Consider the following 26073-nt stretch of genomic DNA (forward strand, 5'->3'; position numbering starts at 1 on the left):
AGGTAGGGTTCAAATCCGTTAAGACGGAAGCGATGAACGTCTGCGCATAAAACTCCTTCTTCGTTGTCTGACAAAACTAATGCTATCGACAGATATGCGTCAAGGTGCAATCATTTATCGATCAGTCAAACACTTCACCCGGATAGACACCCCATAGATCGGATTGTCTGATCCAGCCTCGCGTGCCCTGAACGTCCATATGGCACCAGCTTCCATTGCATTGGCGAACCGTACCGATGACGTTCGGTTCTATTTCTGCCGAAACGGCTGATGTCTCCACCGGATCGCGGTGCATGATGATCATGGAACCATCATTGTTCTTTTGCCATGGTGCCGTTACTGCGGTCCGCTTGCCCGATAGTAGTGACTGATAGACCCAGCCTTCGGTGCCATCTGCATCGCGGATGCGGCGCCAGTTGTCATATTCCTGAATGATTTCGACAGGCAGACCGGATTTCATGAAAAGCCATGAAACCGGATAATCGCGTCCTGGCCCGATGCGAAGATTAACACGTGCGGGCTTAAGGCTGACAAAGCGTGGCACAGGCAGTCCGCTAGCGCCAAGTGCGGTGCCTGATGACGCCTGAGCATTGGTGGCGTGGTAATGCGATGCACCCAGAGGTGCAATGACCATCAGCAATGCGATGCTGCAAAGCGCTGCGATAAAAAAGCGTTGCGAAAGTACTCGATACAATTGTGACCTCTCGCCGTCCTGTCATGTCGAGGCAGTTTCAGGACAGGGGGAGGAACGTCTGAAACTGTTGAATGAATAAATTGTGCGGTTTGTCCGCGTTTGATGCCGCTTTTACGATTCTGTTTTTCTTTGTCTTTGCTGCGCCGCCTTGCTAGAGATGAGCAGCCGAAGCAAAATCGCATATTGCACCTTCTTGGTTAAGGAGGTCTCAACATGTTAAAGGCAAGGCAGTGTTCCTGTGAAGTTTGTGAGCGTGCACAGGTAAAGCTGCTCAAAAAAATGGGGTGGAGATGTCGAACAAGAAAAAACCGCTGGTTGTTCTGACCCGGAAACTGCCTGACCCGGTGGAAACCCGAATGCGGGAATTGTTCGACGCCCGTCTGAATATAGACGATCACCGCATGTCGCAGCCCGAAATCATCGCGGCGATGAAAGAGGCCGATGTTCTTGTGCCTTGCATCACCGATGTGATCGACGCGGCAGCGATTGAACAGGCTGGTCCCAATCTCAAACTTATCGCCAATTTTGGCAACGGCGTTGATAATATTGACGTGGCCGCGGCTGCAAAGCGCGGCATTGCCGTCACCAACACCCCCAATGTGCTGACCGAAGATACCGCCGATATGACGCTGGCGCTTTTATTGATGGTGCCGCGCCGTCTGGTTGAAGGTGCCAATGTGTTGGGCGAACGCGATGGCGAATGGCCAGGCTGGTCGCCGACTTGGATGCTCGGACGCCGCATCTGGGGCAAGCGCTTAGGCATTGTCGGTATGGGCCGCATTGGTACGGCTGTTGCACGCCGCGCCAAGGCTTTCGGTCTTTCGATCCATTACCACAATCGCAAGCGGGTGAACGCGCAGGTCGAAGAAGAGTTGGAAGCCACCTATTGGGACAGTCTCGACCAGATGCTGGCGCGCATGGATATTATTTCGGTCAATTGTCCGTCGACACCGGCGACTTTCCATCTGCTTTCTGCACGACGGATCGCCTTGATGCAGCCGACCGCTTATCTGGTGAATACGGCGCGTGGTCAGATTATTGATGAGAACGCGCTGGTCGATCTGATCGAGCAGGGCAAGATTGCCGGTGCAGGTCTTGATGTGTTCGAGCATGAGCCTGCGGTTAATCCCCGCCTGCTCTCACTGGCCGAAAAAGGCAAGGTCGTGCTGCTGCCGCATATGGGATCGGCCACCATCGAAGGCCGTGTCGATATGGGTGACAAAGTAATCATCAATATCAGGGCATTTGTTGACGGGCATCGCCCGCCGGATCGCGTGCTGCCGAACAGAACCTGAATTATTTACTGGCGGTGAGGGGATCAGTGGCCGTATCGCCAGCAATGAACTTGAGAACCGAGCGTGCGTAAAGACGCGGGTTTTCTGCCGGAACACCATGACCCGAATCGGGCAGGATGAGCAGTTTCGCACCCGGAATATGATGCGCCATAAATTCAGTATGCTCACGCGTAATGGCCGTATCGCGATCACCGATTACGATGGCGGTTCGCACATTGATGTTCGAGAGATCCTCTGCTGAGTAATTCGGCTCATTCGCCCAGAGGGCATGAATTTCCTTGTCGATGCTTTTATAGTGGCGCAGTTCAGGAATAGGCTTTCCCTCTGCGCGCGCAAGCGCATAGCCGGTCGAGCCTTCCGGCGAGGCATTGGCAGCTTGTGCAAACAGGCTTTTCAACCGTTCGGGATAGCGCATGGCAATGTCGAGACCAATAATACCGCCATCGCTCCAGCCGACCAGATCGACCTTGTCGATGTTGAGATAATCGAGCAACGCCACATAATCATCAGCCATCAATGCATAGGTGATCGGCTCATCGGTGCGGGTTGAGCAACCCTGTCCGCGACTGTCAGCCAGAATCACCGTGTGATCGCGCCCCAGAATCGGCAATTGCGCATCCCAGACATGCTGGTCGGACAGGCCGCCATGAATAAGCAGAATCGGCGGTCCCTTGCCGACAACGCGATAATACATCTCAATGCCGTTGACGCTTGCAAAGCTCGCTGGTGCAGCGGTGATGGTCATGCGGGCGATTCTTTCAAAGGAGACGGCAGAAGGGAAAAAGGCCGTGAGGCCGAGTACCAGCCCTGCAATCCATAATGTCCCTTTGCTCTTCATCGTCTCACGCTTATGGCCTTCTGATGAGCGTCGGCAGATCATAAAGATACGCGATGCGTTTAATTGCGTCCTTCAGCGGTTCAAGCGTTACGGTCATCGTGTGGCCGCTGGCATGAAGGAGCATCTCCGGCGATTGGCAGATCGCAACATGGCCTTTCCAGAAAACGAGATCACCCCGTTTGAGATTGGAATAATCGGCATTAGGCTCGATGATGTCACCGAGCGAATTTTCCTGCATGTCCGAATCGCGCAGAACTGATCTGCCAGCAACCCACATCGACAATTGCACCAGACCAGAGCAATCGATGCCAAAGCCTGATGTGCCGCCCCAAAGATACGGCGTGTGCAGAAGTGTTTCTGCAACCGCCACAAAATCATTGGCATGTTCGCCCAATGGCGCCAGATGCTTTGCGATCAGTGCCTCTCCACTCTCAAGCAAGGCATATTCAGTGCCGCGCTTTTCCGACGAGCCAACGATTCGCACGCGGGAACCAAGTGACAGCGCCTGAGAATGCGGAAAACGAAGATCATTGCCGGGATAGACGAAAGTACGTGGAACAATCACCATATGCGTCGACTCGCCGACAGGCTTTGCCAGTGAAGCCGCCGAGACGTAGCCGGTATAGCCGTCGCGTTCTGCCTGAACCCAGCACCAGCCGTCCTGCTCTTCAAAGACGCTCACCATATCGCCGAAGATAATCTGCGTCTGCGGCCCGCTGTCGGGGCGTGGCTCGGCACGCAGATCGACCACAGAATCAGAAACCTGCATCAGTGTGCCTGCGGTAAAGCGCCCAGCGTCCACCTGACCATTCAGCCGTGCATCGGCGAGATCAGGGCGGTAGGCGTTGAGACGATGATCAAGCATGCTCACAATGGTAACTCCCGGGCGTTGGCAATCACGAGATCACCCAGTCTTTCGACATAAAGCGCACCCGTGACTGTTCTCTTTACTAGCACATTTCTGCGATCTTTTTCATCACGATGCCGGGAGACAAGATCAAGCGTTCCCATCGTATCAAGCGCACGCGTAATCACTGGCTTGGTGACGTTGAGCTTGGCTGCAAGCCCTCGCACCGTATGCGGAGGCGGCTCCAGATAAATCGTCAGAAGAATGGCGGCCTGCCGCGTGGTGAGGTCAGGCATTTCATCCTGAACCTGCGCCAGTGAAAGCGTTCTTAGCAACGTTAATGCCTGCAAAGGCTTTAGTTCAACGGGCATATTTTACGCAACGCTCAATATCGTTTCGGTTCCGTATCATTCAACGTCGTTTTTGCTTTGCAGGCAAGCGATTTCACTTTGCGGGATATTTTTGCTTAAGAAGCGCATAGATCGCACGAATGGCCTGCGCTTCGCCACCGACAGGCGAGGCGGGCTTTTCCACCGGCACCCAGCCGAAAATATCGAAATGCGCCCAGCCTTTTGCCTTTTCGACAAAGCGGCTCAGGAACAAGGCAGCGGTAACCGAACCGGCAAAACCATCGGTGGTGACATTGTTGATGTCCGCCACGCGCGACGATAGTTTCTGCACATAAGGCGCCCAGAGCGGCATGCGCCAAAGTGGATCAGCCGTCTCAATAGCCTTTTGCGCAATGGTCGCGGCAAGCGCATCATCATGCGTATAAAAAGGCGGCAGATCAGGGCCAAGCGCCACACGCGCAGCCCCCGTCAGCGTTGCCATATCGATGATGAGTTCCGGCTCTTCTTCATCCGCCAACGCTAGTGCATCGGCCAGAACCAGACGGCCTTCGGCGTCAGTATTGCCGATTTCAACGGTTAGGCCCTTGCGGCTTTGCAGCACATCGCTTGGACGAAATGCATTGCCTGCAATAGAATTCTCAACTGCGGGGATTAGCACGCGCAGGCGAACGGGCAGTTTTGCATCCATAATGATCGAGGCGAGGCCCAGCACATTGGCGGCTCCGCCCATATCTTTTTTCATGGTAAGCATGCCGCTCGCAGGTTTGATGTCGAGACCGCCGGTATCAAAACACACGCCTTTGCCAACGAGCGTAATCTTTGGGTCGCTGTCCTTGCCCCATGTGAGGTCGATGAGACGCGGCGCAATACTGCCTGCGCGACCGACCGCATGGATCATCGGGAAATTCTGTTGAAGCAGAGCATCGCCTTCAACTGTGCTGACCTTGGCACCATTTTTGCTCGCGAGATCGCGTGCGGCCTGTTCCAGCGCATCCGGTCCCATATCATTGGTCGGCGTGTTGATGAGATCGCGCGCCAATGTCACCGCATCGGCAATACGGTTGATTTCAGCCGCATCGACAGCTTCCGGCACTGCAAGACGGATGAGCTTATCGCTGCCTTTGCGATAACGCGTAAAATTATAGCCACCCATCAGAAATGCGAGGGTTACGAGTTCTGCATGATTCGGCGTGCCTTCAATATGCCAGTCGCCTTCTGGAAGACCGCGTGCAAGCTTTCCGGCGAGCAGCTGTGACTGGCCACCCTGTTCGTCTTCGCCAGTGCCAAACAATGCACCGGCAATCGCGCCGTCTTTGCCCGGCAGTACGAGAATACGCCCGGCTTCCCCGTTAAAATCATGGGCCTTGGCCCAGCTTACGGCGTCTCGTGTTAGACTTAGCTGATCGATAGCATTTTTGCTGATGAACCAGATAGGGCGGCTGTCTGCTGATTTTGCGGTAACGATCTCAACGGTCATGATAGTCCTCGGCGATTAAAATTCTGGCTCATCAATAAACAAATAGCCACCCTGCGTGAACCGGGTGGCCATTCAATTCTGCATGAAGAAAAGCAATTATTAGCGCTGGTTGATCAGATGCACTTGCGCTGCCTGATAATCGAAAGCGGAAGCAGGCTTTCCGGCAAAAAGCGCCATGCCACTGATAACGGCAATAATCGCAAGCGCACCGATGAGCGTGCATTCGATCATCGCCGCACCCGATCTGTTCCTGAAAAAGCGCGTCATCAAAGCCGGCATGTTATTTACCCTGAGCTGAAGTCTCGTTGGGGTTTCTTTTAGTGCCTGCCAATTGTGATGAGTTTAAGAAACAAGGAAAATAAATGGTTAATGTGGCTTCGGCGTAACTTCGAGCTGGTTTGGGTTAACGGATGGCAAATGCACGGCTGGGGCCTTATATGAACTGAACTGCGTTATTTACCTGGAAGATAATCTATGCCCGAATTGCCAGAGGTCGAAACAGTTCGCCGCGGTCTCGAACCTTTTATGGAGGGGTCAACCATTGAGCGGGTCGAGCAGAACCGCCCCGATCTGCGCTTTCCATTTCCTGAACGCTTTGTCGAGCGTGTTTCGGGTCAACGCATCAAAGCGCTTGGGCGCCGCGCAAAATATCTGACCATGCATCTTGATAAGGGACTGACGATCATCAGCCATCTTGGCATGTCGGGTTCGTTTCGCATTGAAGCGGATGAGGCGGAAGGCATTCCCGGTGACTTTCACCACGAGCGCTCGAAAATCGTAAAGCATGACCATGTTGTCTTTCACATGTTGCGCGAAGACGGTTCGAAGGCGCGCATCATCTATAATGACCCCCGGCGCTTTGGTTTCATGCTCTTTGCTGAAAGTGGTGCGCTCGACGAGCATCCATTCCTAAAAGGGCTGGGCATTGAACCCACCGGAAACCGGCTTTCCGGCGAATTGCTGGGCGCACTTTTTGAAGGTCGAAAGACGCCATTGAAAGCAGCGCTGCTTGATCAGAGGCTGATCGCAGGGCTTGGCAATATTTATGTTTGTGAGGCGTTGTGGCGCTCTCGCCTGTCGCCGATGCGCGCAGCCGGTTCTATTGCCAAGGACAAGCTGGTGCTGGATCGGCTGGCAGCGGATATTCGCAACGTGATTGCCGAGGCCATTGTCGCAGGCGGATCGAGCCTGAAAGACTATATTCAGGCCGATGGCGCGCTTGGCTATTTCCAGCACTCATTCTCTGTCTATGGACGCGAGGCGCAGCCCTGCCGCGCTCCCGACTGTTTTGGCGCGGTAGAGCGTGCGGTGCAGGCAGGCCGCTCCACCTTTTTCTGCGCATCCTGCCAAAACTGATATTCGGCTGATCTTGCCAAACGCAATACGTCGGTCCACCTTGGGCGCAAATTATGAATGGACGGAGGAGATGTTTTTCCATGGCTTATGAAACGATCGTTGTCGAGACGCGCGGTGGCGTCGGTCTTGTCCGTCTTAACCGGCCACAGGCGCTCAATGCGCTCAACAGCACGGTTTTGAAAGAACTGACAGAAGCCTTGGCTCACTTCGACAGCGACGGCAAGATTGGTGCGATTGTCCTCACCGGTTCGGAAAAAGCTTTTGCCGCTGGTGCCGACATTAAGGAAATGCAGCCGATCAACTTTGTCGATGCCTATTTGCAGGACATGTTCGCGGATTGGCGCAAGGTCGATCACGTGCGCAAGCCGATCATTGCGGCGGTTTCTGGTTACGCGTTGGGCGGCGGCTGTGAGCTTGCCATGATGTGCGATTTTATCATTGCAACAACCAATGCCAAATTCGGCCAGCCGGAAATCACACTGGGCGTTATGCCCGGCATGGGTGGCTCGCAGCGCCTCACCCGCTATGTCGGCAAGTCCAAGGCCATGGATATGTGCCTGACAGGCCGCATGATGGATGCTGAGGAAGCCGAACGCTGTGGCCTTGTTTCGCGGCTTGTGGCTCCCGAAGAACTGATCGAGGAAGCTCTGAAGGCTGCCGAGCGTATTGCGTCCTTCTCGCAGCCTTCCGTGCAGATGGTCAAGGAATCGGTCAATCGTTCTTATGAGACAACACTTGATGAAGGACTGCGTTTTGAACGCCGTCTGTTTCATTCGCTTTTTGCGACCGAAGACCAGAAAGAAGGCATGTCGGCTTTCATCGACAAGCGCACGCCATCTTTCAAGAATCGTTGATGCGATGATGACGAGAAAGGGCAGTTAAAGCGATCTGGCTGCTTCAAGTGTCCAAATTTAAAGCCCGAAGGCCGCATATCCGGCCTTTTGGCAAACCTGCATATCAGAATCTTCGTTGACGCGAAGGCAAAGCTGATCTATAAGCCCGCCACGGATCGGCGGCCCTAGGCATTATGGCTGCCCTAGAGGTTTTGTGCCCGACGGTAATATCCAATGGGCTGCTGACAGAAAAAGAGAGGCATTTATGGCCAATACTCCTTCGGCCAAGAAGGCAGTGCGCAAGATCGCTGCCCGCACCGAAATCAACAAGTCGCGTCGTTCGCGCGTTCGCACATTCCTCCGCAAGGTTGAAGATGCGCTCCTGAGCGGCGACAAGGAAGCAGCATCGACTGCGTTCAAGGCTGCTGAGCCTGAACTGATGCGCGCAGCTTCCAAGGGCGTTGTTCACAAGAATACCGCTGCTCGTAAGGTTTCGCGCCTTGCCGCACGCGTTAAGGCTCTGAACGCCTAATATAGCTTGAAATTAAAATCAGTTTTTAGAAACCCGGCTCATTGTTAGCCGGGTTTTCTTTTTTGGAACGTTTTTAAAGAACGTGCTGATACGCATAAGCAATTATTATCTTTTAATAATTATGCAATTAATCAGTAAAATTGCGTAGCTAAACTAAAAGGCGATAGCTCAATTTCCTCTTCTTTTTCAAAAGCTTGTAAGGTATTATCCACACTTATCCACAGCCCTGCCGAGGGACTCGGAAGAGGGTTTGAGTCAAGCAAATTATTAAAAAATATTTTCTCAGGGGAACATATCGTGGTCGTCTAAAAAATCGCTGATCGAAACGCATTGAATCCAAAGGTGTTATTTCTTTAACGCCCGATTCTCTGGTCTCGCTTGCAGGTCATGCAAGCCTTAAATGAAGAAAAAACTGCAATTCTTAGACTTGCTCTTTGCCACAAGGCTTCGTTAAAGTCAGGGCTCAAGAGGGGTGGGCCACGGCTCGGAGTTAGCATTAAAATTTGTCATATATTGGCGTGGAATGTTTTTCCGCGAATGCTTAGTTCTGTGTCTAAGGTCCTGTTCCTGTTATGTTTGTCCCTTTTGGGTATTGCTTACCATTCATTAACCGGAATGCTGTTTTAGGCGCATCTTCGTCAATTGAATGGTTGTCGCAAGACCAGTTCCGGGCAATCAGCCTTGAGCAAGAATTTTGTGAGTCGACGCGTAACTGAAAAGGAGCGTCCGGGTGTTGGTCCATGCAGGCGTTTGAAGCGTGGACTGTTTGTTTGAGTTTGTGTTTGGCCCTCTCAGTGAGGGTCTGAGTAAAGTGTGTACCTGCGAGGCGACCGGATCATAAGATTTGGCGGACCTATGCGGGAAATAACGACAAGCGCCGCAAAATGGCGCGTATGAATGTGAAGGCAGGCGAGACGATGGCAATGATGACTGGTAAGTCGACGGCAACGATGGGTGATGATGCGCATGCGAACCGTATCCTTGGATCTTCTGCTACTGGAAAAGAAAATAGCCTCGTGGTGAGCGCTGAGAACAATGCTGGCGATGAAGTTTTTGATCGCTTGACCGTAAAGCTCAAAGCCCGTGTCGGCAGTGAGATTTATTCAAGCTGGTTTGGTCGTTTGAAGCTCGAAGACATGTCTAAAAGCGTTGCCCGTCTGTCGGTTCCGACTGCCTTCCTTCGCTCATGGATTAACAATCATTATTCGGAACTGCTGACCGAACTTTGGCAGGAAGAAAATCCGCAAATTCTTAAAGTGGAGGTGGTTGTACGCGGAATGAGCCGTGTGGTTCGTGCGCAAGCGCCAGCTGAAACCAACGAAGCCATTGATGCAAAGTCGCCCGCTGCAATGCGTGAAAAAGTAGCTTTCCCAGTTGGCCAACCAAGTGCAGACCGGCGCGGCTCGACTGTGGTGGCAGAATCGGCTGCGGCTTCTGGCTCCATTCTGGGATCTCCGCTTGACCCGCGTTACACGTTTGATTCTTTTATTGATGGTGCATCCAACCGTGTGGCGCTTGCTGCCGCCCGCACCATTGCAGAAGCCGGTTCGAGTGCTGTTCGCTTCAACCCGCTGTTCATTCATGCATCGGTTGGCCTTGGTAAGACTCACCTTCTTCAGGCGATTGCAGCCGCAGCTTTGCATCGTCAGGAAAAGGCCCGCGTCGTTTATCTGACTGCTGAATATTTCATGTGGCGCTTTGCAACCGCAATTCGTGACAACAACGCGCTTTCCTTCAAAGAACAGTTACGCGACATCGACCTGCTGGTCATTGACGACATGCAGTTCCTGCAGGGCAAGTCGATCCAGCACGAGTTCTGCCATTTGCTCAACACGTTGCTCGACAGTGCCAAGCAGGTTGTTGTGGCAGCTGATCGCCCACCGTCGGAGTTGGAATCACTGGATGTTCGCGTTCGCTCGCGTCTTCAGGGTGGCGTAGCACTGGAAGTTGCAGCCCCTGATTATGAAATGCGCGTTGAAATGCTGCGCCGTCGACTGACTGCCGCACAGGTTGAAGATCCAAGCCTCAACATTCAGGATGAAATCCTCACCCATGTTGCTCGCACGGTCACCGGATCGGGTCGTGAACTAGAAGGCGCTTTCAACCAGCTTCTGTTCCGTCAGTCATTTGAGCCTAATCTTTCCATCGATCGCGTCGATGAACTGCTCGGCCATCTCACCCGCGTGGGTGAACCAAAGCGCATCCGCATTGAAGAAATTCAACGCATCGTTGCCCGTCATTACAACGTGTCGAAGCAGGACCTGCTTTCCAACCGTCGCACGCGCACCATTGTTAAGCCGCGTCAGGTTGCAATGTATCTTGCCAAGATGCTGACCCCGCGCTCGCTGCCGGAAATCGGTCGCCGTTTTGGCGGTCGCGATCATACAACCGTGCTTCATGCTGTGCGCAAGATCGAAGATCTGGTCGGTGCTGACGGCAAGCTGGCCCAGGAACTTGAGCTTCTCAAGCGCCTCATTAACGATCAGGCCGCCTGATTTCGCGGACATCCCCGCTGTTCACAGTGGTTATCAACAAAAAGCCCGCGTTATGTCGGTTTGAGACATGGCGGGCTTGCTTTTCGTCTCAAAAATCTGCCACTTTAGCAAACCTTCTGGCGCTTATGCGCCTTGTTGACGAGGCTTCTGCACATAATGCGGTTGCCCTGTCCTAGAGAGCGAGTGCATCCGAATATGCGTGTTACCCTAGAGCGATCCAATCTTCTCAAGTCACTCAACCACGTCCACCGTGTCGTGGAGCGTCGCAACACGATTCCTATCCTGTCCAATGTGCTTTTGCAGGCTGAAGGCGCAAGCCTCGCGCTCAAAGCAACGGACCTTGATCTTGAAGTCAATGAAGCGACCGCAGCCATGGTCGAGCAGGCTGGAGCCACGACGGTTCCGGCACATCTTCTTTATGACATCGTGCGCAAATTGCCCGATGGTGCGGAAGTCATGTTGTCGACCAATCCCGATGGCGGCTCCATGTCGGTGGTTTCCGGCAAGTCGTCTTTCCGCCTGCAATGCCTGCCACAGTCGGACTTCCCGGAACTGACGGCCGGTAGCTTCACACATTCTTTCCGCATCGATGCGCAGGCCTTGAAGCGCCTGATAGATCGCACGCAGTTTGCGATCTCGACGGAAGAAACGCGCTATTACCTCAACGGTATCTATTTCCACGCCATTGAAAGTGATGGAGCGCTGAAACTGCGCGCCGTTGCAACCGATGGTCATCGTCTGGCACGCGCTGAACTCGAAGCGCCTTCCGGCACCGAAGGCATGCCCGGTATCATTATTCCGCGCAAGACAGTTGCTGAACTACAGAAGCTTGTCGATGTGCCTGAAACAGTCGTCTCTGTTGAACTGTCAGATGCAAAGATCAGATTCACAGTCGGTTCGGTTGTCCTGACCTCCAAGCTGATCGACGGCACATTCCCGGATTATCAACGGGTGATTCCTTCGGGCAACGACAAGAAATTGACGATCAGCCGTCAGGATTTTGCCGCTTCTGTTGATCGCGTTTCGACCATTTCCAGCGAACGTGGCCGCGCGGTCAAGCTCTCAATCGCCGATGGTCAGCTGACACTCACGGTCAACAATCCCGATTCGGGCAGCGCGACCGATGAACTTGCCGCTGATTACGATGCAGACCCAATCGATATTGGCTTTAATTCGAAATATCTGCTCGACATTACCAGCCAGCTTTCAGGATCAGACGCAGTCTTTATGCTGGCCGATGCCGGTTCGCCAACGCTTGTGCGTGATACGGGCGATGAAGATGTTCTCTATGTTCTGATGCCGATGCGCGTCTAGGATTTGAAAATAGGCCGTGAGCATTTCTGAAACCAATGTAAGCCGCCCGGATCGAGTCTCGGTCCGGCGGCTTAAACTTTTAGACTTCCGCAATTATGCGGAGCTCACACTCCCGCTTGGCTCCGGCCATGTGGTGCTGACGGGCGAAAATGGTTCAGGCAAAACCAATCTGATTGAAGCTTTGTCGTTTTTGTCTCCGGGCAGGGGATTGCGCCGCGCATCCTATGATGATGTTGCACGCGCAAGCGGCAATGACGGTTTTGCTATTCACGCAACCCTTGATTGCATGATTTATAGCGATGTCGAAATCGGAACGGGTACTGCAGGCGGCGGCGAAGCGGGGCGCAAGGTCCGCATCAATGGCAACGCCGCGTCGGGCGACGAACTGCTCGATTATGCCCGTATTCTCTGGGTTGTCCCGTCAATGGACGGGCTTTTTACCGGTGGTGCATCGGATCGGCGCCGGTTTCTCGATCGCATGGTGCTGGCGATTGATACGGGCCACGGCAAGCGTGTTCTTGATTATGAAAAGGCCATGCGCGCGCGCAATCGACTGTTAAGCGACGGAAACACCGACAATCAGTGGCTTGATGCGATTGAAAGTCAGATGGCCGAGCTTGGCATTGCGATTGCAGCGGCGCGTGCGGAAGCAATGCGGTTGATCGCAGCCATGATTGAACGATTGCCCGCCGAAGGACCGTTTCCAAAAGCAGATTGCTTTCTGGAAGGGGTGCTTGAACAGCGGATCGGCGTGGAAGCAGCGCTCGATCTTGAGGAGGATTTTCGCCGCACGATGCGCGACGGGCGTGTGCGTGATCGTGCAGCGGGCCGCACATTGGATGGTCCGCATCGCACCGATCTTATTGTTCAGCACCGGCCCAAATCTATGCCTGCCGCTCTTTGCTCGACCGGCGAGCAGAAAGCCTTGCTGATTGGCCTCATTCTGGCCCATGCAAGATTGACAGGCGAGTTGTCTGGCATGGCTCCGATCCTGTTGCTCGATGAAATAGCCGCCCATCTCGATACAGGGCGCCGTGCGGCACTGTTCGGCATTCTCGACGATCTTGGCGGACAGGCCTTTATGACCGGCACAGATCGATCGCTTTTCGAGGCACTGGAAGGCGATGCTCAGTTTTTCAATGTGGCGGCAGGCGAACTGACGAAAATCTGAAAATAGTCGCTGACAGCGCATCTGAGCGGGCTTATGGTCTGCCATCATGAACGCATCATCAAAGCCTTTTTCATCCGAAGAATTAGAGCGCTATGCGCGCCACATCGTGCTGCCGGAAATCGGCGGACCGGGCCAACAGAAGTTGAAAGCCGCGCGCGTGTTGGTCGTTGGCGCTGGTGGTCTTGGCGCACCTGTGCTGCAATATCTGGCGGCAGCGGGTATCGGTACGCTTGGTCTTGTCGATGACGATACGGTTTCGCTGTCAAACCTGCAAAGACAGGTGATCCACGATACGGATAGTGTGGGGCGGGCGAAGGTGGAGAGTGCGAAGGTGTCTCTCACGCGTATCAATCCGCATGTGCGTGTTGAAACCCACGCATTGCGGCTGAATAGCGAAAACGCGGAAGGCTTGATCAGTGAATACGACGTGGTCGTTGACGGCTCTGACAATTTCGCCACGCGTTATGCGCTGGCTGATGCCTGCGCCATCGCGAAGCGCCCGCTGGTTTCGGGTGCAATGGGTCGCTTTGATGGTACGCTCACAGTGCTTATGCCTTATGGGACCAATGAAGATGGCATGCCCAACCCGTCTTATCGCGATCTTTTCCCCGATATGCCGCCGCCAGGCGCTGTGCCCACATGCGCCGAAGCTGGTGTTCTTGGTGTGCTGCCCGGCGTGATTGGCAGTTTGCAGGCTATGGAAGTTATCAAGCTGGTGACCGGCATAGGCGAGCCGCTGATTGGTCGGCTTCTGCTTTACAACGCGCTCAATGTGCGTTTTGAAACAATCCGCTATAAGGCACGCAAACCCAAATGACGTTGCTGCGCATTATCGCTACTGGACCCAATTTTAATCGCTGGGAGGAGCTTCTCACGCTCATCCGTGACAGTTTCGCCTATATGGACGGGATCATCGACCCGCCATCTTCCGCCCATCGCCTCACTGTGGATGCGCTGCGAGAAAAGGCCAAAGAGGAAATAGGATTTGCAGCGCTTAATGGTGATGTTCTGGTCGGATGTGTCTTCATAAAAGAGAAAGCAGATCACTTCTATCTTGGCAAACTTGCCGTTGCACCTGCCTTTGAAGGTCAAGGGATCGGTCGTAAGCTGATGGAAAAGGCCGAGGAGGAGGCTGTGGCGTGCGGCAAGCCTGTCATGGAGCTTCAGACGCGCATTGAACTGACCCGCAACCATAAGGTGTTTGAAAAGCTGGGCTATCATATAACAGCCGAAACCGCACATCCCGGCTACGACAGGACAACATCAATCACCATGCGCAAAGAAATTGCACATGGTGATTAGCTTTTCAGATTGCTAATATTGTGTCGCACGATCCACGATGTTTTCCAACGTCCCATCCCGCTCGAAAGCTTCGATCTGACGGATGATCTGCGGAACGATTGCGCTTGCTGATGAGCTTGCTGCCGCATGCGGGGTGATCGTCACCTTGGGATGCGTCCAGAGCGGGCTATCCGATGGCAAAGGTTCTTGGTTGAAGACGTCGAGCGTCACAGCCGATAGCAGGCCGCGATCAAGCGCTGCCAGAATATCGGCTTCGTTCTGCAAGCCACCACGACCGGCATTGATCAGCACAGGCGCGCCAAGCGGTCCGTCGCTTTTCAGTTGCGCAAACATGGTCATGGACAGGATACCCTTGGTGTCGGGTGTCAAAGGCAGCAGGCAGACAAAAATATCGGCAGTCTTAAGGAAGCGCGTAAAGCCGTCCTTACCGCTGAAGGTTTGAACACCGTCGATTTCCTGCGGACGCCGGCTCCAGCCGGTCACATTAAAGCCGAGGGTTTTCAGCTTCTCCGCGGCATCGCGGCCCAGAACGCCAAGCCCCATAATACCGACAGTGACTTCGTGAGCGGCTGGCTGGCGCGGGTCTTCATGCCAGACATGGTTTTTCTGCTGTTTGCGATAGCTTGCACCGAGACGATGATGGTCAAGCACCTGCCAGACCACATATTCGGTCATACGCATGGTGAGATCATCGGAAATGACCCGCACCAGCGGTACATCGGGAATATGGGGATCGTGGAAAACATGATCTACGCCAGCGCCGAGCGAAAAGATGACCTTGAGATTGGGAAGATTGGCCAGCGAGCCGGGCTTCTGCTTCCAGACAAGCGCATATTCTATGGAGGGATCGGTCTCAGTGCGTTCTGTCACAACGCTGCGTTCAGGCGCATGCGCCTTGAAACTCTCCGTCCAGATTGCCGGGTCCCAATTGGTAATCGACAGCAGGATTTTACCGGTGCTACTCATTGTCTTACTCCTCCCAAGTGGAGTGAACTTGACGTTTGCTTCCTGCCTGACACATTCACTTCTCCAAACGTTAAATTCGAAAACTCCACTTAATTCTTAAAGTTTCTAGTGGCCTTTTTATTCCGTCATTTGCTCTGTGACTGGAATGTACCGAGGCAAATGCCAGAATAAGACCACTAGAGCGTTTCCATATGAAAAGCGGCCGCCATCAACGCTTTGGTGTAGTCGGTTTTTGGATTGGCAAAGACGTCCTTTGACGTTCCATATTCGACTACCTTGCCATTGCGCATCACCAGCACATCATTGGCCAATGCCCGCACCACTTTCAGATCGTGGCTGATAAAAAGATAAGCGAGATCATGCTTCTTCTGCAATGCCCGCAAAAGATCGACCACCTGCGCCTGCACGCTCATATCGAGCGCTGAAGTCGGCTCGTCCAGCATCACGAATTTCGGATTGAGCACCATGGCGCGTGCAATGGCGATGCGCTGGCGCTGACCGCCTGAAAATTCGTGCGGATAGCGAAAGCGTGTTTCAGGGTCGAGGTTTACCTCTTTAAGTGCTGCCACGACACGTTCATCGCGCTCATCCGCAGAAAGCTTCGGTTCATGCACCAGAAGCCCTTCGGCAATAATGTCGGCAATGGTCATGCGTGGGCTCAAAGAGCCAAACGGATCCTGAAAAACGATCTGCATTTCGCGGCGCAGCGGGCGCATATCGCTGAAGCTGAATTTTGCAATGTCGCGTCCATCAAAGCGGATTTCGCCTTTCGATGAAATCATGCGGGAAAGTGCAAGACCAAGCGTTGTTTTGCCGGAACCTGATTCGCCCACCACACCCAGCGTCTGACCAGCACGCAGCGTCACATCGATACCATCGACGGCTTTCACATGATCGACCGTCTTGCGCAAGAACCCCTTCTTGATCGGGAACCAGACGCGGACATCCTTGCCTTCCATCACCGTTTTGGCGCTCAGATCGGCCAACGGCGGTTCGCCCTTTGGTTCGGCTGCAAGCAGGTGCTTGGTATATTCATGCTGCGGATTATCAAAGATCTCGCTGGTAGGACCAGCTTCGACAATTTTGCCTTTGCTCATCACGCAAACCCGGTCGGCAATCTTGCGTACAATGCCAAGATCATGGGTGATGAAGAGCATCGACATGCCCTGCGCTGTTTTAAGATCAGCCAGAAGCTGCAAAATCTGCGCCTGTACGGTCACATCAAGCGCTGTTGTCGGCTCATCGGCAATCAGCAGTTTTGGCTTATTGGCGAGCGCCATGGCGATCATCACGCGCTGGCGTTGACCACCGGAAAGCTGGTGTGGAAAAGCGTTGAGCCGCTTCTCCGGCTCGCGAATACCAACCTCGTGCAGAAGTTCCAGCGTACGCGCGCGCGCCGCCTGATCGCTCATGCCCTGATGCATTTTCAGGATTTCGGCAATCTGCCGTTCCACTGTATGCAACGGATTGAGCGAGGTCATCGGCTCCTGAAAGATCATGGTGACGTCATTGCCGCGCACACGCCGCAATTCCGGCTCCGATGCGCTCATCAGATCCTTGCCATTAAGCAGGATTTGACCCGATGGGTGGCTCGCTGCCGGATAGGGCAGAAGCTTGAGAATGGACAGAGCCGAGACAGACTTGCCGGACCCTGATTCTCCCACAAGCGCTACGGTTTCGCCTTCGGCTATATCGAAGGAAACGCGATCGACAGAAATGCGCTCTTCGCCATTTTGGCGGAAGGCGACGGAAAGGTCGCGGACGGAAAGCAGAGGCGATTTTATTAACCCACTCATAGAAATGCCTTTCGCGGATCGAAGGCATCTCGGGTTGCTTCACCGATGAAGATCAGCAGTGACAGCATGATCGAGATAACCGCAAAGCCTGTAATACCAAGCCATGGCGCCTGAAGATTGTTTTTACCCTGTGCGAGCAATTCGCCGAGTGAGGCGGAACCGGGTGGCAAGCCAAAGCCAAGAAAATCAAGCGCTGTGAGCGTTGTGATGGAGCCATTGAGGATGAATGGCAGGAAGGTCAGTGTTGCGACCATGGCATTTGGCAAAAGGTGCCGCCACATGATGGTGCCATTCTTTACGCCAAGTGCGCGGGCAGCATTCACATATTCAAAGTTTCGGGCGCGCAGAAACTCGGCGCGAACAACGCCGACAAAAGCCACCCATGAAAACAACAGCATTATGCCCAATAGCACCCAGAATCCCGGCGGTAATATCGCGGCTATTATAAGCAAAAGATAAAGCACGGGGATCGAGGACCAGATTTCAATCACGCGCTGGAAGATAAGATCGACCCAGCCGCCGAAATAGCCCTGCACAGCACCGGCAGTCACGCCAATAACGGCGGAGAAAAAGGTCAGGATCAGACCGAACAGCACAGAAATGCGAAAACCGTAAAGCGCACGCGCAAAGACGTCACGCGCCTGATCGTCGGTTCCAAGCCAGTTGAAATTTCCAACAATGCAATTTGGATCATTCACGCCAAGTGGATAACGCTGGCAGCGCTGCTCTTCCGTATAAAGCCAGAATGGCTTGGAGGGCGCAGCTTCAGGAATGTCGCTATTGACGGTGTTGTAGGAATAGCGGACCGGCGGCCAGAGCGCCCAGCCATTGGCATTGATTTCTTCCTGAATAATCGGATCGCGATAATCGGTAACGGCATAAAAGCCGCCGAATTTCTCTTCCGGGTAATCGACAAAAACCGGTGTCAGCAATTCGCCTTTGTAGGACACAAGAATAGGGCGATCATTGGCGATAAATTCGGAGCAAAGCGCTGCGACCAGCAGAAACAGAAAAATCCATAGCGACCAGTAACCGCGCCTGTTGGCTTTGAAATTCTGCCAGCGACGACGGTTAAGTGGCGAAAGAAACGGACGCTTCACAGGCATTGCCGCGGGGGTGAGGGTGGTATCACTCATCACACATCCCTCCGGTCAAAATCGATACGTGGATCGATCCATGTGTACATCAGATCGGACAGAAGACCGACGAGCAGGCCAATCAGTGAGAAAATAAACAATGTCGCAAACACCACCGGATAATCGCGATTGATGATCGACTGGTAGCCAAGCAGGCCCAGGCCATCGAGCGAGAAGATGGTTTCGATCAATAGTGAGCCAGTGAAGAAGGCCGATATGAATGCGCCCGGGAAACCGGCGATGACGATCAGCATGGCATTGCGGAACACATGGCCATAAAGCACCTGATTCTCGGTCAGTCCTTTGGCTCGGGCTGTCGTCACATACTGCTTGCGGATTTCTTCCAGAAACGAATTCTTGGTCAGAAGCGTTGTAGTGGCAAAAGCTGAAAGCACCAGCGCTGTAACGGGCAAAATCATATGCCACAGATAATCGCCGATCTTTCCCCAGAATGACATCTGCGCAAAATCAGGCGATGTGAGGCCGCGCAACGGGAACCAGTCGAAGAACGAACCACCTGCAAAAAGCACAATCAGCAGAATGGCAAAAAGGAAGCTCGGAATGGCATAGCCAACGATAATGATCGCGCTGGTCCAGGTATCAAAGCGTGTGCCTTCTTTGATCGCTTTGCGAATGCCGAGTGGGATTGAAATCAGATAGGACAGGAATGTCAGCCACAGACCGAGAGATATTGAAACGGGCATTTTTTCAAGAATAAGATCGATTACGCTGATGTCGCGGAAATAGCTGCGCCCAAAATCAAAGCGCATATAATTCCACAGCATCTGGCCGAAGCGTTCGAGCGGCGGCTTGTCGAAGCCGAACTGCTTTTCAAGATCAGCGATAAATTGCGGATCAAGCCCCTGCGCACCGCGATATTTGGAACTGGACGAGCCGCTATCAATATTGTTCTGACCAAAATCGCTGCCACCGCCGGAAAGACGGTCGAGTGCGTCGCCACCCTGACCGGAAAGCTGTGCGATCACCCGTTCGACCGGGCCACCGGGAGCGAACTGAACCACGGCAAAAGATATGGCCATAATGCCGAGGATGGTCGGAATCATCAGAAGCAGGCGGCGTAAAATATATGCGCCCATCAGCTCTCGATGCCCCGAATATTCAATTTGCTCTTATGGCTTGCCAACAGCTTTTGCCTTTTGTTTTTTATGAACATGATCTTATCCAAAAACTGCCTATCACTTTTCGGGATCATGCTTTAATCCACCAAAGCGTCTCGACCGGAAAGCCATAATCGGGCTTTGGCTCCTTGAAACCAAAACGATCCCAATAGGCTACCAGGTGATTCGCTACTGTCCAATTTGGAATCCACTCGAGCCGGATACGCAAGTACCGATCAAGCACCCTTATGGTTGCAACCAGCTCTTCGCGTGTGGAAACATTGCCGACATCGTCGATCAATGCGTCGATAATAGGGTCTGACGTGCCGGGAAGATTATAGCTGCCCGGTGTTTTGGAAGCTTCCGATCCGAACATGGAAGCGAGCGATTCTTTGGTGGGTGTTGCACCAAACTGCATGGCAATGCCGACCAGATCGAAATCGAAATCCTGCATTCGGGCCTGATATTGGGTGGGGTCCACGAGCCGCAAACTGGCATCAATGCCAATGGCGCGCATCTTCTGCACAAAGGGATTGTAGATGCGCGAAAAACTTTCCGAATTGCTCAGAATTTCAAGCGACAGTTTTTCGCCGTTTTCACTGTGGAACTGGCCGTTTTTGCGCTTAAAACCTGCTTCTTCGAGCAATGCGATGGCGCGCGAAAATTGCTTGCGGTCGCGACCTGAACCATCTGAAATCGGCATAAGCGGCACTTCACCAAACGCCGCGTCGGGAATTTTACCACGATAGCGTTCAAGCACTTTCAGTTCATCAACGGTCGGCAGTCCTACTGCCTGAAAATCCGAACCATTGAAATTAGACTGCGAGCGTTCATAGGTGGCGTAAAACAGGTTCGCATTGGTCCATTCAAAGTCGAAGCAGAGATTAATTGCTTCGCGCACACGCGGATCGCGAAAACGCTCACGGCGCTGGTTGAGCGCCCACGCCTGCATCAGCGGACGTTTTTCCTTCGGGAATGTACGCTTGATGATCTTGTTTTGCTGAATGGCCGGGAAGTCATATCCCGTTGCCCAGTTCTTTGAAACATTCTCCTGCCGGAAGTCGATATTGCCCTTTTTGAAGGCCTCAAATTCCGGCTGGCGGTCGCGATAGAACTCAATGCGGATACGATCAAAATTGCTCAAGCCACGCACAACCGGCAAATCCTTCGCCCAATAATCCTCGACCCGATCATATTCGATAAGCTGTCCTGCCGCGACACGACCAACGTGATAAGCGCCTGATCCAAGTGTTGCTTCCATGCTGGCCGTATCGAAATCACGGTTCCTAAACCACTCTTTCGAAAGGACCGGCAGACCAACGGCCTCAAGAATGGCATTGGGACCACGCTCGGCAGAAAACTGCATTTCCACTTCATGGCTGCTGATTTCCCTAACAGCATCAAGTGCAGCAAGGGTTTGCCGGATCAGTGGATGACCTTTTTCCTTAAGAGTCTCATAGGTGAAAACGACGTCTTTGGCTTCAATCGGCGAGCCATCGTGAAAGCGCGCCTCTTTGCGAAGCTTGAACAGACATTTCGTGCGATCTTGCGAAAGCGTAACGCTCTCGGCAATCAGGCCATAAACCGAGTCCGGCTCGTCAAGCGCGGACGCCATCAAGCTGTCAAAGGTCAGCTCCATACGTGGCGGGGAATCGCCCTTAAATGTCAGTGTGTTGAGCGTGTTGAAGGTTTGTATGTTCTGGTTCCAGTACCACGTATTGGGGGCGAGTGTAAAAGTGCCCCCTTTGGGTGCCTCGGGGTTTACATAATCGAAATGCTTAAAATCGGGCGGATATTTCAGATCGCCAAAGGCAGACAGGCCATGCAGAGGTGTGCCTGTCGCAAGCTTTGCAAACGCTTTTTCCGGCAAGCAGGCCACGATTGCGGCACTGCCTGAAAGCTCAAGAAAATGACGGCGATTGAGCTGGAAGCCCGACATGGCAAGTCCTTAATTCGTACCGCTTTTAAGTTTTGCTTCCTTTGCAGGGTCTACCCACCACGAGAAAGGGTCAATCCCGAGATAATCGGGCTGGCTTTCAGGCATTCCGAATTTGTTCCAGTAAGCAACATTGATGTGATCGGAATACCATTGCGGAATAACGTAATAATTCCACAACAGTGCACGGTCGAGCGCGTGGCTGGCGGCCACAAGCTCATCACGGTCTTTGGCATAAATGATGCGGTCGATCAGCTTGTCGATTGCCGGGTTTTTGATGCCAGCATAATTGCGGCTGCCTTTGAAGTCCGCAGCTTTCGAGCCCCACATATCGCGCTGCTCGTTGCCGGGAGAACTGGTCTGTGCCATGACCGAGGTTATAACATCATAATCGAAATCATTGACGCGGGCCTGATATTGCGCCGCGTCGACGATACGAACTGTGGCGCTGATGCCGATTTTGCGTAGGCTTGCGGCAAACGGATTGTAAATGCGCTCGTCGGTCGGGTCCCTGCCCAGAAATTCGATTGTAAACTGCGTGCCTTTCGCATCGACAAGCTTGTTGCCCTGCAATTTCCAGCCTGCTTCACCGAAAAGTTGAAGCGCCTTGCGCAGATTTTCGCGTGTCGCCTGCGGCGTATCATAGACAGGCAGTTTGAATTCCTTGGTCAGTGCATCGGCAGGCAGTGCATCCTGAACGCTCTGGAGAATGGCTTGCTCTTCCGGTGTTGGAACACCGCTCAGATGCAGCTCATTACCGGCAAAATAGCTGTCGATCCGCGTATATTGATTGAAGAACAACAGGCGGTTCATCGATTCAAAATCAAATGCGTAGGTCAGCGCTTCGCGGACTTTTACATCCTGAAACTTGTCGAGGCGTGTGTTGAGGAAATAGCCCTGCATGCGGCCAACCGCATTATAGGGAAATGACTTCTGGATGACATCGCCACGCGTGACAGCTGGGAAATTATACTGTTCTGCCCAGCGCTGCGCACGGTTTTCCAACCGATAATCATATTGGCCGCCTTTTTTGAAGGCTTCCCATGTCGCGTCTTCGTTCAGATAATATTCGTAACGAACTTCATTGAAATTATTGCGTCCGACATTGACCGGCAGGTCCTTGCCCCAATATTCATCAGCGCGCTCCCAGATAATCGAACGTCCCGGAACAACGGTCTTGATTTTATAGGCACTGGAGCCGAGTGGAATTTCGAGTGTCGGGCGGGTCACATCGCGCTGCCTACCCTGTGCATCCTTGGCCGTCCACCAATGCTTGGGAAGGATGGCAAGCTGGCCCATAATCTGGGGCAGTTCGCGATTGCCGGTCTGAGAAAAAGTAAATTTTACCTCGTGGTCGCCGGTCTTTTCGGCCTTTTCAACGTCGCCATAGTATTTGTTATAGAGCGGCGACTGCTTTTTCAGTACCTCGAATGACCATATAACATCATCGACCGTAATCGGCTGGCCATCGTGCCATTTGGCATCGGGGTTAAGCTTGAATTTGACCCATGAGAAGTCATCAGGATATTGAAGCGCTTCCGCAATCAACGGATATTGCGTTGATCCCTGATCAAGCGAATCGCTCATCAAAGTGTCGTAGAGCATGCCGCCGCCAAACTCTGACAGACCGGCTGCAGCAACACCCTGAATGACATAGGCATTGAGACTGTCGAATGTGCCGACCGCCACCAGATTGAGTGCCCCACCTTTTGGTGCATCGGGGTTTACATAGTCATAATGCTTGAAATCAGCAGGATATTTGGGTTCTCCAAGCAGGCTGGACGAATATCGCCATTGCGGTTGCGCATCATCGGCATAGGAGCCGGAAACCGTTCCGGTCAATATCATCCCCGTGAGCATCGTGATTGCAAACGCGCCCGCCCAAAAAGCTTTCATCCAGCATCTCCGTTGTTGTTTCGGATATTCTGGGAGCAAGTTTTATGGCTTTTTGCGGAGGAAGAAAGGCACAAGTTGGAAAAAAGATCTGAGCAATAAAAAAGCCGGGTTGAAACCCGGCTTTTTGCTATATTTTAATCAGCTTAGTTGGCTGGTGCAGGCTGTGCCGGAGCAGGTGCCGCACCACCTTCGGCAGGAGCAGCTTCCGCTGGCTTCTCACCCTCAGTAGGCGCTGCTTCCGCAGGTGCTGCATCAGCGGTTGGAAGCGGAGCCGGATTGTCTGATAGCGAACGCAGGAAGGCAATCAGATCGGCGCGCTCATTGTCCTTCTTGTCGCCCGCAAAGCCCATGGCCGTGCCTTTGATGTAGCCCTTTGGCGAGGTCAGGAACTTGTTGAGATGCTCATAGTCCCACTTGTTGCCAGCTGCACCGAATTCCTTCATTGCAGCCGAATAGCCAAAGCCTTCGACAGAGGCAGCTGGACGGTCAAGCACGTCCCAAAGATGCGGTCCAACCTTGTTGGCTCCGCCCTTTTCAGCCGTGTGACATGCGGCACAACGCTTAAAGACGTTTGCACCTTTTTCAGCATCAGCGGATTGCATCAGAACGGCAATCGACACTTCTTCCTTGGCAGGCGCTGCTTCACCGCCAGTCGAAGCCTCTGCTGCTTCGATTATAAAACCTGGCTTTTCAGGGGCTGGCGAATAAAATAGCGTATCCGACAGAATGCTCGTGGTCATGACAACGAAAACTGCTGCCAGAAAAGCCATTATAAACTTATTAGTTCGGGTTGAATTCATCGCCGGTCAGCGCTCCCTCTACTCAACGCCCTCCAAAGCCGGCATGCAGAACCTGTGTTGAAAGGCTGGCAAGACTCTCCCCGGCATCGGGCGGAAACTAGGTCTTTTAAGGGGGGGATGCAACACCTATAAGGGGTTCTGGACCCGTGACTTTTTGACACTTTTGCTGCATTTACTGTGCAGATAAAGATCGCCAGAAGGTCTTTGCGACCATATGAAACAGCAAGAGTCGATCATGCCTGAGAAGATGAAAACCCTGACACTTATACCGGCGCGGCTCGGATCCACACGCCTGCCGAACAAGCCGCTCGCCGATATTTGCGGCAAGCCGATGATCGTGCATGTGGCAGACAGGGCTGCGGCAGCTGCGCTTGGCCGCACAGTTGTTGCAACGGACAGTGACGAGATATTTGCCGCAGTCATCGCGCATGGTCATGAGGCAATTATGACGCGCAGTGATCATGAGTCGGGCTCTGACCGCATCTATGAAGCGCTTCAAAAGGTCGATCCGGCCAATGAGATGGAAGCCATCATCAATGTGCAGGGTGATTTGCCCACCATTGATCCTGAAACGATTCGCCGTGCTCTGCGCCCGTTGCAGGACGGTCCCGCAGACATTGCGACCCTTGGTGTTGAAATCACGCTGGATGAAGAAAAGATCAATCCGAATGTTGTGAAGATCGTCGGCTCGCCGATGAATAATGGCGAGCGTTTGCGTGCGCTTTATTTCACGCGCGCGACTGCCCCTTATGGCGATGGCCCACTCTATCATCACATCGGTCTTTATGCCTATCGCCGTGCGGCCCTTGAGCGCTTCGTAAAGATCGGTCCTTCGGCGCTTGAAAAGCGTGAGAAGCTGGAGCAGCTTCGTGCGTTGGAAGACGGAATGCGCATTGAAGCGGAGATCGTTAAAACGGTGCCGCTGGGTGTCGATACGCAAGCTGATCTTGACCGGGCGCGTGAAATTATCGCAAAGGGTTTATGAGACAAAGAAGCTCCGCAAATTGTGGGCTGTTTGAGAAAGTACGAACACGATGAAGACCAACCGGATTTCCTTTCAGGGCGAAGCGGGCGCCAATTCCGATACGGCTTGCCGCAACATGTTTCCCGATATGGAGCCTTTGCCGTGTCCGACTTTTGAAGACGCCTTCAACGCGGTCGAAAGCGGTGCGGCTGATCTGGCGATGATTCCGATTGAGAATACGCTTGCAGGCCGTGTTGCCGATATTCACTATCTGCTGCCGCTGGCTGATATTCATATTGTTGGCGAATATTTTCTGCCGATACATTTTCAGCTCATGGTGCTACCGGGCGTCAAGCGCGAAGAGATCAAGACCGTCCACAGCCATGTTCATGCGCTCGGCCAATGCCGCAAGGTCATTCGTCAAAATGGCTGGAAGCCGGTAATTGCAGGCGATACGGCAGGGGCGGCGCGTTTTGTGGCTGACGAGCAGGATCGCTCCATGGCAGCGCTTGCGCCGCGTCTCGCATCCGAGCTTTATGGTCTCGATATTCTCGAAGAGAATGTTGAGGATTCAGAGGACAACGTGACCCGGTTTGTTGTTTTGTCGAAGACCAAAAATTGGGAACCTCGTCCCGAAAAAGACGAGCGCATTATCACGACCTTCGTGTTCCGCGTGCGCAACGTTCCAGCCGCGCTTTACAAAGCAATGGGTGGCTTTGCGACCAATGGCGTCAACATGACTAAGCTGGAAAGCTATCAGGTCGGCGGACGTTTCATTGCCACGCAGTTTTATGCGGATATTGAAGGCCACCCGGAAGACCGTAACGTGCAGCTTGCTTTGGAAGAACTGGCGTTTTTCTCAAAGGAAGTGCGGATTCTTGGCGTCTATAAGGGCAGCGATATTCGCGGCACGCAATTGCTGGCGGCGGAATAACAAGAATTTCCAGTGAAGGTGGG

General features: G+C 53.2%; 24 protein-coding genes. 11 read left to right on the forward strand and 13 right to left on the reverse strand.

What is annotated here, in order from left to right; translation table 11 throughout:
* Window positions 1–121: 121 nt before the first annotated feature.
* Window positions 122–694 carry an SH3 domain-containing protein gene (locus tag CEV31_RS05580; RefSeq protein WP_094505999.1) on the reverse strand — a complete coding sequence of 191 codons (573 nt, stop codon included), beginning with the start codon at window positions 692–694 and terminating at the stop codon, window positions 122–124.
* A 290-nt stretch (window positions 695–984) separates the two neighbouring features.
* On the opposite strand from CEV31_RS05580, the gene CEV31_RS05585 reads away from it, so the two are divergent.
* Entirely contained in the window at window positions 985–1989 is a 1005-nt protein-coding gene (locus tag CEV31_RS05585; protein WP_094506001.1) for a 2-hydroxyacid dehydrogenase, read from the forward strand.
* A gap of 1 nt (window position 1990) precedes the next feature.
* Here the strand turns inward: CEV31_RS05585 and CEV31_RS05590 are convergent, their stop codons facing one another.
* The 5 genes from CEV31_RS05590 to CEV31_RS05610 form a co-directional block, all read right to left on the reverse strand.
* On the reverse strand, window positions 1991–2827 hold the full coding sequence (locus tag CEV31_RS05590) for an alpha/beta fold hydrolase (protein ID WP_094506523.1): 837 nt from the start codon (window positions 2825–2827) through the stop codon (window positions 1991–1993).
* A 10-nt stretch (window positions 2828–2837) separates the two neighbouring features.
* Window positions 2838–3692, reverse strand: coding sequence for a C40 family peptidase (locus CEV31_RS05595; protein WP_210190899.1), 855 nt, complete (start codon window positions 3690–3692; stop codon window positions 2838–2840).
* A 2-nt stretch (window positions 3693–3694) separates the two neighbouring features.
* Entirely contained in the window at window positions 3695–4045 is a 351-nt protein-coding gene (locus CEV31_RS05600) for a MarR family transcriptional regulator (RefSeq protein ID WP_094506005.1), read from the reverse strand.
* 73 nt (window positions 4046–4118) lie between these two features.
* Window positions 4119–5501, reverse strand: a complete 1383-nt coding sequence (locus CEV31_RS05605) for a leucyl aminopeptidase family protein (RefSeq protein ID WP_094506007.1) — start codon at window positions 5499–5501, stop codon at window positions 4119–4121.
* A 99-nt stretch (window positions 5502–5600) separates the two neighbouring features.
* Window positions 5601–5780 carry a Flp family type IVb pilin gene (locus CEV31_RS05610; RefSeq protein ID WP_094506009.1) on the reverse strand — a complete coding sequence of 60 codons (180 nt, stop codon included), beginning with the start codon at window positions 5778–5780 and terminating at the stop codon, window positions 5601–5603.
* A gap of 195 nt (window positions 5781–5975) precedes the next feature.
* Between CEV31_RS05610 and mutM the strand changes: the two genes are divergently transcribed.
* The 8 genes from mutM (at window position 5976) to CEV31_RS05650 (ending at window position 14504) form a co-directional block, all read left to right on the forward strand.
* Complete coding sequence (mutM, locus tag CEV31_RS05615) at window positions 5976–6857, forward strand: bifunctional DNA-formamidopyrimidine glycosylase/DNA-(apurinic or apyrimidinic site) lyase (RefSeq protein WP_094506010.1); 882 nt, start codon at window positions 5976–5978, stop codon at window positions 6855–6857.
* Between the two features lie 80 nt (window positions 6858–6937).
* A complete protein-coding gene (locus CEV31_RS05620; RefSeq protein WP_094506012.1) occupies window positions 6938–7711 on the forward strand; it encodes an enoyl-CoA hydratase in 774 nt (257 codons plus the stop codon).
* A 244-nt stretch (window positions 7712–7955) separates the two neighbouring features.
* Window positions 7956–8222 carry a 30S ribosomal protein S20 gene (gene rpsT, locus CEV31_RS05625; RefSeq protein WP_094506014.1) on the forward strand — a complete coding sequence of 89 codons (267 nt, stop codon included), beginning with the start codon at window positions 7956–7958 and terminating at the stop codon, window positions 8220–8222.
* An 884-nt stretch (window positions 8223–9106) separates the two neighbouring features.
* Complete coding sequence (gene dnaA, locus CEV31_RS05630; protein WP_235818039.1) at window positions 9107–10717, forward strand: chromosomal replication initiator protein DnaA; 1611 nt, start codon at window positions 9107–9109, stop codon at window positions 10715–10717.
* A gap of 195 nt (window positions 10718–10912) precedes the next feature.
* On the forward strand, window positions 10913–12031 hold the full coding sequence (dnaN, locus tag CEV31_RS05635; protein ID WP_094506015.1) for a DNA polymerase III subunit beta: 1119 nt from the start codon (window positions 10913–10915) through the stop codon (window positions 12029–12031).
* Window positions 12032–12047: 16 nt separating this feature from the next.
* On the forward strand, window positions 12048–13202 hold the full coding sequence (gene recF / locus CEV31_RS05640) for a DNA replication/repair protein RecF (RefSeq protein ID WP_094506017.1): 1155 nt from the start codon (window positions 12048–12050) through the stop codon (window positions 13200–13202).
* 46 nt (window positions 13203–13248) lie between these two features.
* Window positions 13249–14019 (forward strand): molybdopterin-synthase adenylyltransferase MoeB, encoded by a 771-nt coding sequence (locus CEV31_RS05645; protein ID WP_094506019.1) that lies wholly within the window; start codon window positions 13249–13251, stop codon window positions 14017–14019.
* Entirely contained in the window at window positions 14016–14504 is a 489-nt protein-coding gene (locus CEV31_RS05650) for a GNAT family N-acetyltransferase (protein ID WP_094506020.1), read from the forward strand. The genes CEV31_RS05645 and CEV31_RS05650 overlap by 4 nt, the downstream gene beginning before the upstream one ends.
* Before the next feature lie 12 nt (window positions 14505–14516).
* Here CEV31_RS05650 and CEV31_RS05655 read toward each other — a convergent pair whose 3' ends face one another.
* The 7 genes from CEV31_RS05655 to CEV31_RS05685 all read right to left on the reverse strand — a co-directional run bounded on the left by CEV31_RS05655 (window position 14517) and on the right by CEV31_RS05685 (window position 24152).
* Window positions 14517–15470 carry a 2-hydroxyacid dehydrogenase gene (locus CEV31_RS05655; RefSeq protein ID WP_094506022.1) on the reverse strand — a complete coding sequence of 318 codons (954 nt, stop codon included), beginning with the start codon at window positions 15468–15470 and terminating at the stop codon, window positions 14517–14519.
* Window positions 15471–15646: 176 nt separating this feature from the next.
* Complete coding sequence (locus tag CEV31_RS05660) at window positions 15647–17254, reverse strand: ABC transporter ATP-binding protein (protein ID WP_094506525.1); 1608 nt, start codon at window positions 17252–17254, stop codon at window positions 15647–15649.
* Between the two features lie 8 nt (window positions 17255–17262).
* Window positions 17263–18402 (reverse strand): ABC transporter permease, encoded by a 1140-nt coding sequence (locus tag CEV31_RS05665; RefSeq protein WP_094506024.1) that lies wholly within the window; start codon window positions 18400–18402, stop codon window positions 17263–17265.
* Window positions 18402–19499, reverse strand: coding sequence for a microcin C ABC transporter permease YejB (locus tag CEV31_RS05670; RefSeq protein WP_094506025.1), 1098 nt, complete (start codon window positions 19497–19499; stop codon window positions 18402–18404). Before CEV31_RS05670 ends, CEV31_RS05665 begins: the two co-directional genes overlap by 1 nt.
* A 112-nt stretch (window positions 19500–19611) precedes the next feature.
* Window positions 19612–21459: an extracellular solute-binding protein gene (locus tag CEV31_RS05675; protein ID WP_094506027.1), complete on the reverse strand. Its 1848-nt coding sequence runs from the start codon at window positions 21457–21459 to the stop codon at window positions 19612–19614.
* Between the two features lie 9 nt (window positions 21460–21468).
* Window positions 21469–23352 (reverse strand): extracellular solute-binding protein, encoded by a 1884-nt coding sequence (locus CEV31_RS05680; protein WP_094506028.1) that lies wholly within the window; start codon window positions 23350–23352, stop codon window positions 21469–21471.
* A gap of 143 nt (window positions 23353–23495) precedes the next feature.
* The gene (locus CEV31_RS05685; protein WP_094506030.1) at window positions 23496–24152 is read right to left on the reverse strand and encodes a c-type cytochrome; all 657 of its coding nucleotides are present in this window, start codon (window positions 24150–24152) and stop codon (window positions 23496–23498) included.
* Between the two features lie 235 nt (window positions 24153–24387).
* Between CEV31_RS05685 and CEV31_RS05690 the strand changes: the two genes are divergently transcribed.
* Both CEV31_RS05690 and CEV31_RS05695 read left to right on the forward strand, forming a co-directional pair.
* On the forward strand, window positions 24388–25137 hold the full coding sequence (locus CEV31_RS05690) for a 3-deoxy-manno-octulosonate cytidylyltransferase (RefSeq protein WP_094506526.1): 750 nt from the start codon (window positions 24388–24390) through the stop codon (window positions 25135–25137).
* A 49-nt stretch (window positions 25138–25186) separates the two neighbouring features.
* On the forward strand, window positions 25187–26050 hold the full coding sequence (locus CEV31_RS05695; RefSeq protein ID WP_094506032.1) for a prephenate dehydratase: 864 nt from the start codon (window positions 25187–25189) through the stop codon (window positions 26048–26050).
* Window positions 26051–26073 lie beyond the last annotated feature (23 nt).

The sequence above is a fragment of the Brucella thiophenivorans genome, assembly GCF_002252445.1.
Classification (GTDB): Bacteria; Pseudomonadota; Alphaproteobacteria; order Rhizobiales; family Rhizobiaceae; genus Brucella; species Brucella thiophenivorans.

Excerpts from the sequence above, each read along its gene's own strand:
- CEV31_RS05620 (WP_094506012.1), top strand. The coding sequence starts at position 6,938 with ATGGCTTATGAAACGATCGTTGTCGAGACGCGCGGTGGCGTCGGTCTT.
- CEV31_RS05655 (WP_094506022.1), bottom strand. The coding sequence starts at position 15,470 with ATGAGTAGCACCGGTAAAATCCTGCTGTCGATTACCAATTGGGACCCG.
- CEV31_RS05610 (WP_094506009.1), bottom strand. The coding sequence starts at position 5,780 with ATGCCGGCTTTGATGACGCGCTTTTTCAGGAACAGATCGGGTGCGGCG.
- CEV31_RS05670 (WP_094506025.1), bottom strand. The coding sequence starts at position 19,499 with ATGGGCGCATATATTTTACGCCGCCTGCTTCTGATGATTCCGACCATC.
- CEV31_RS05595 (WP_210190899.1), bottom strand. The coding sequence starts at position 3,692 with ATGCTTGATCATCGTCTCAACGCCTACCGCCCTGATCTCGCCGATGCA.
- CEV31_RS05645 (WP_094506019.1), top strand. The coding sequence starts at position 13,249 with ATGAACGCATCATCAAAGCCTTTTTCATCCGAAGAATTAGAGCGCTAT.
- CEV31_RS05650 (WP_094506020.1), top strand. The coding sequence starts at position 14,016 with ATGACGTTGCTGCGCATTATCGCTACTGGACCCAATTTTAATCGCTGG.
- CEV31_RS05665 (WP_094506024.1), bottom strand. The coding sequence starts at position 18,402 with ATGAGTGATACCACCCTCACCCCCGCGGCAATGCCTGTGAAGCGTCCG.
- CEV31_RS05680 (WP_094506028.1), bottom strand. The coding sequence starts at position 23,352 with ATGAAAGCTTTTTGGGCGGGCGCGTTTGCAATCACGATGCTCACGGGG.
- CEV31_RS05585 (WP_094506001.1), top strand. The coding sequence starts at position 985 with ATGTCGAACAAGAAAAAACCGCTGGTTGTTCTGACCCGGAAACTGCCT.
- CEV31_RS05690 (WP_094506526.1), top strand. The coding sequence starts at position 24,388 with ATGCCTGAGAAGATGAAAACCCTGACACTTATACCGGCGCGGCTCGGA.
- mutM (WP_094506010.1), top strand. The coding sequence starts at position 5,976 with ATGCCCGAATTGCCAGAGGTCGAAACAGTTCGCCGCGGTCTCGAACCT.
- CEV31_RS05600 (WP_094506005.1), bottom strand. The coding sequence starts at position 4,045 with ATGCCCGTTGAACTAAAGCCTTTGCAGGCATTAACGTTGCTAAGAACG.
- rpsT (WP_094506014.1), top strand. The coding sequence starts at position 7,956 with ATGGCCAATACTCCTTCGGCCAAGAAGGCAGTGCGCAAGATCGCTGCC.
- dnaA (WP_235818039.1), top strand. The coding sequence starts at position 9,107 with ATGGCGCGTATGAATGTGAAGGCAGGCGAGACGATGGCAATGATGACT.
- CEV31_RS05685 (WP_094506030.1), bottom strand. The coding sequence starts at position 24,152 with ATGAATTCAACCCGAACTAATAAGTTTATAATGGCTTTTCTGGCAGCA.
- CEV31_RS05605 (WP_094506007.1), bottom strand. The coding sequence starts at position 5,501 with ATGACCGTTGAGATCGTTACCGCAAAATCAGCAGACAGCCGCCCTATC.
- CEV31_RS05590 (WP_094506523.1), bottom strand. The coding sequence starts at position 2,827 with ATGAAGAGCAAAGGGACATTATGGATTGCAGGGCTGGTACTCGGCCTC.
- CEV31_RS05675 (WP_094506027.1), bottom strand. The coding sequence starts at position 21,459 with ATGTCGGGCTTCCAGCTCAATCGCCGTCATTTTCTTGAGCTTTCAGGC.
- dnaN (WP_094506015.1), top strand. The coding sequence starts at position 10,913 with ATGCGTGTTACCCTAGAGCGATCCAATCTTCTCAAGTCACTCAACCAC.
- CEV31_RS05695 (WP_094506032.1), top strand. The coding sequence starts at position 25,187 with ATGAAGACCAACCGGATTTCCTTTCAGGGCGAAGCGGGCGCCAATTCC.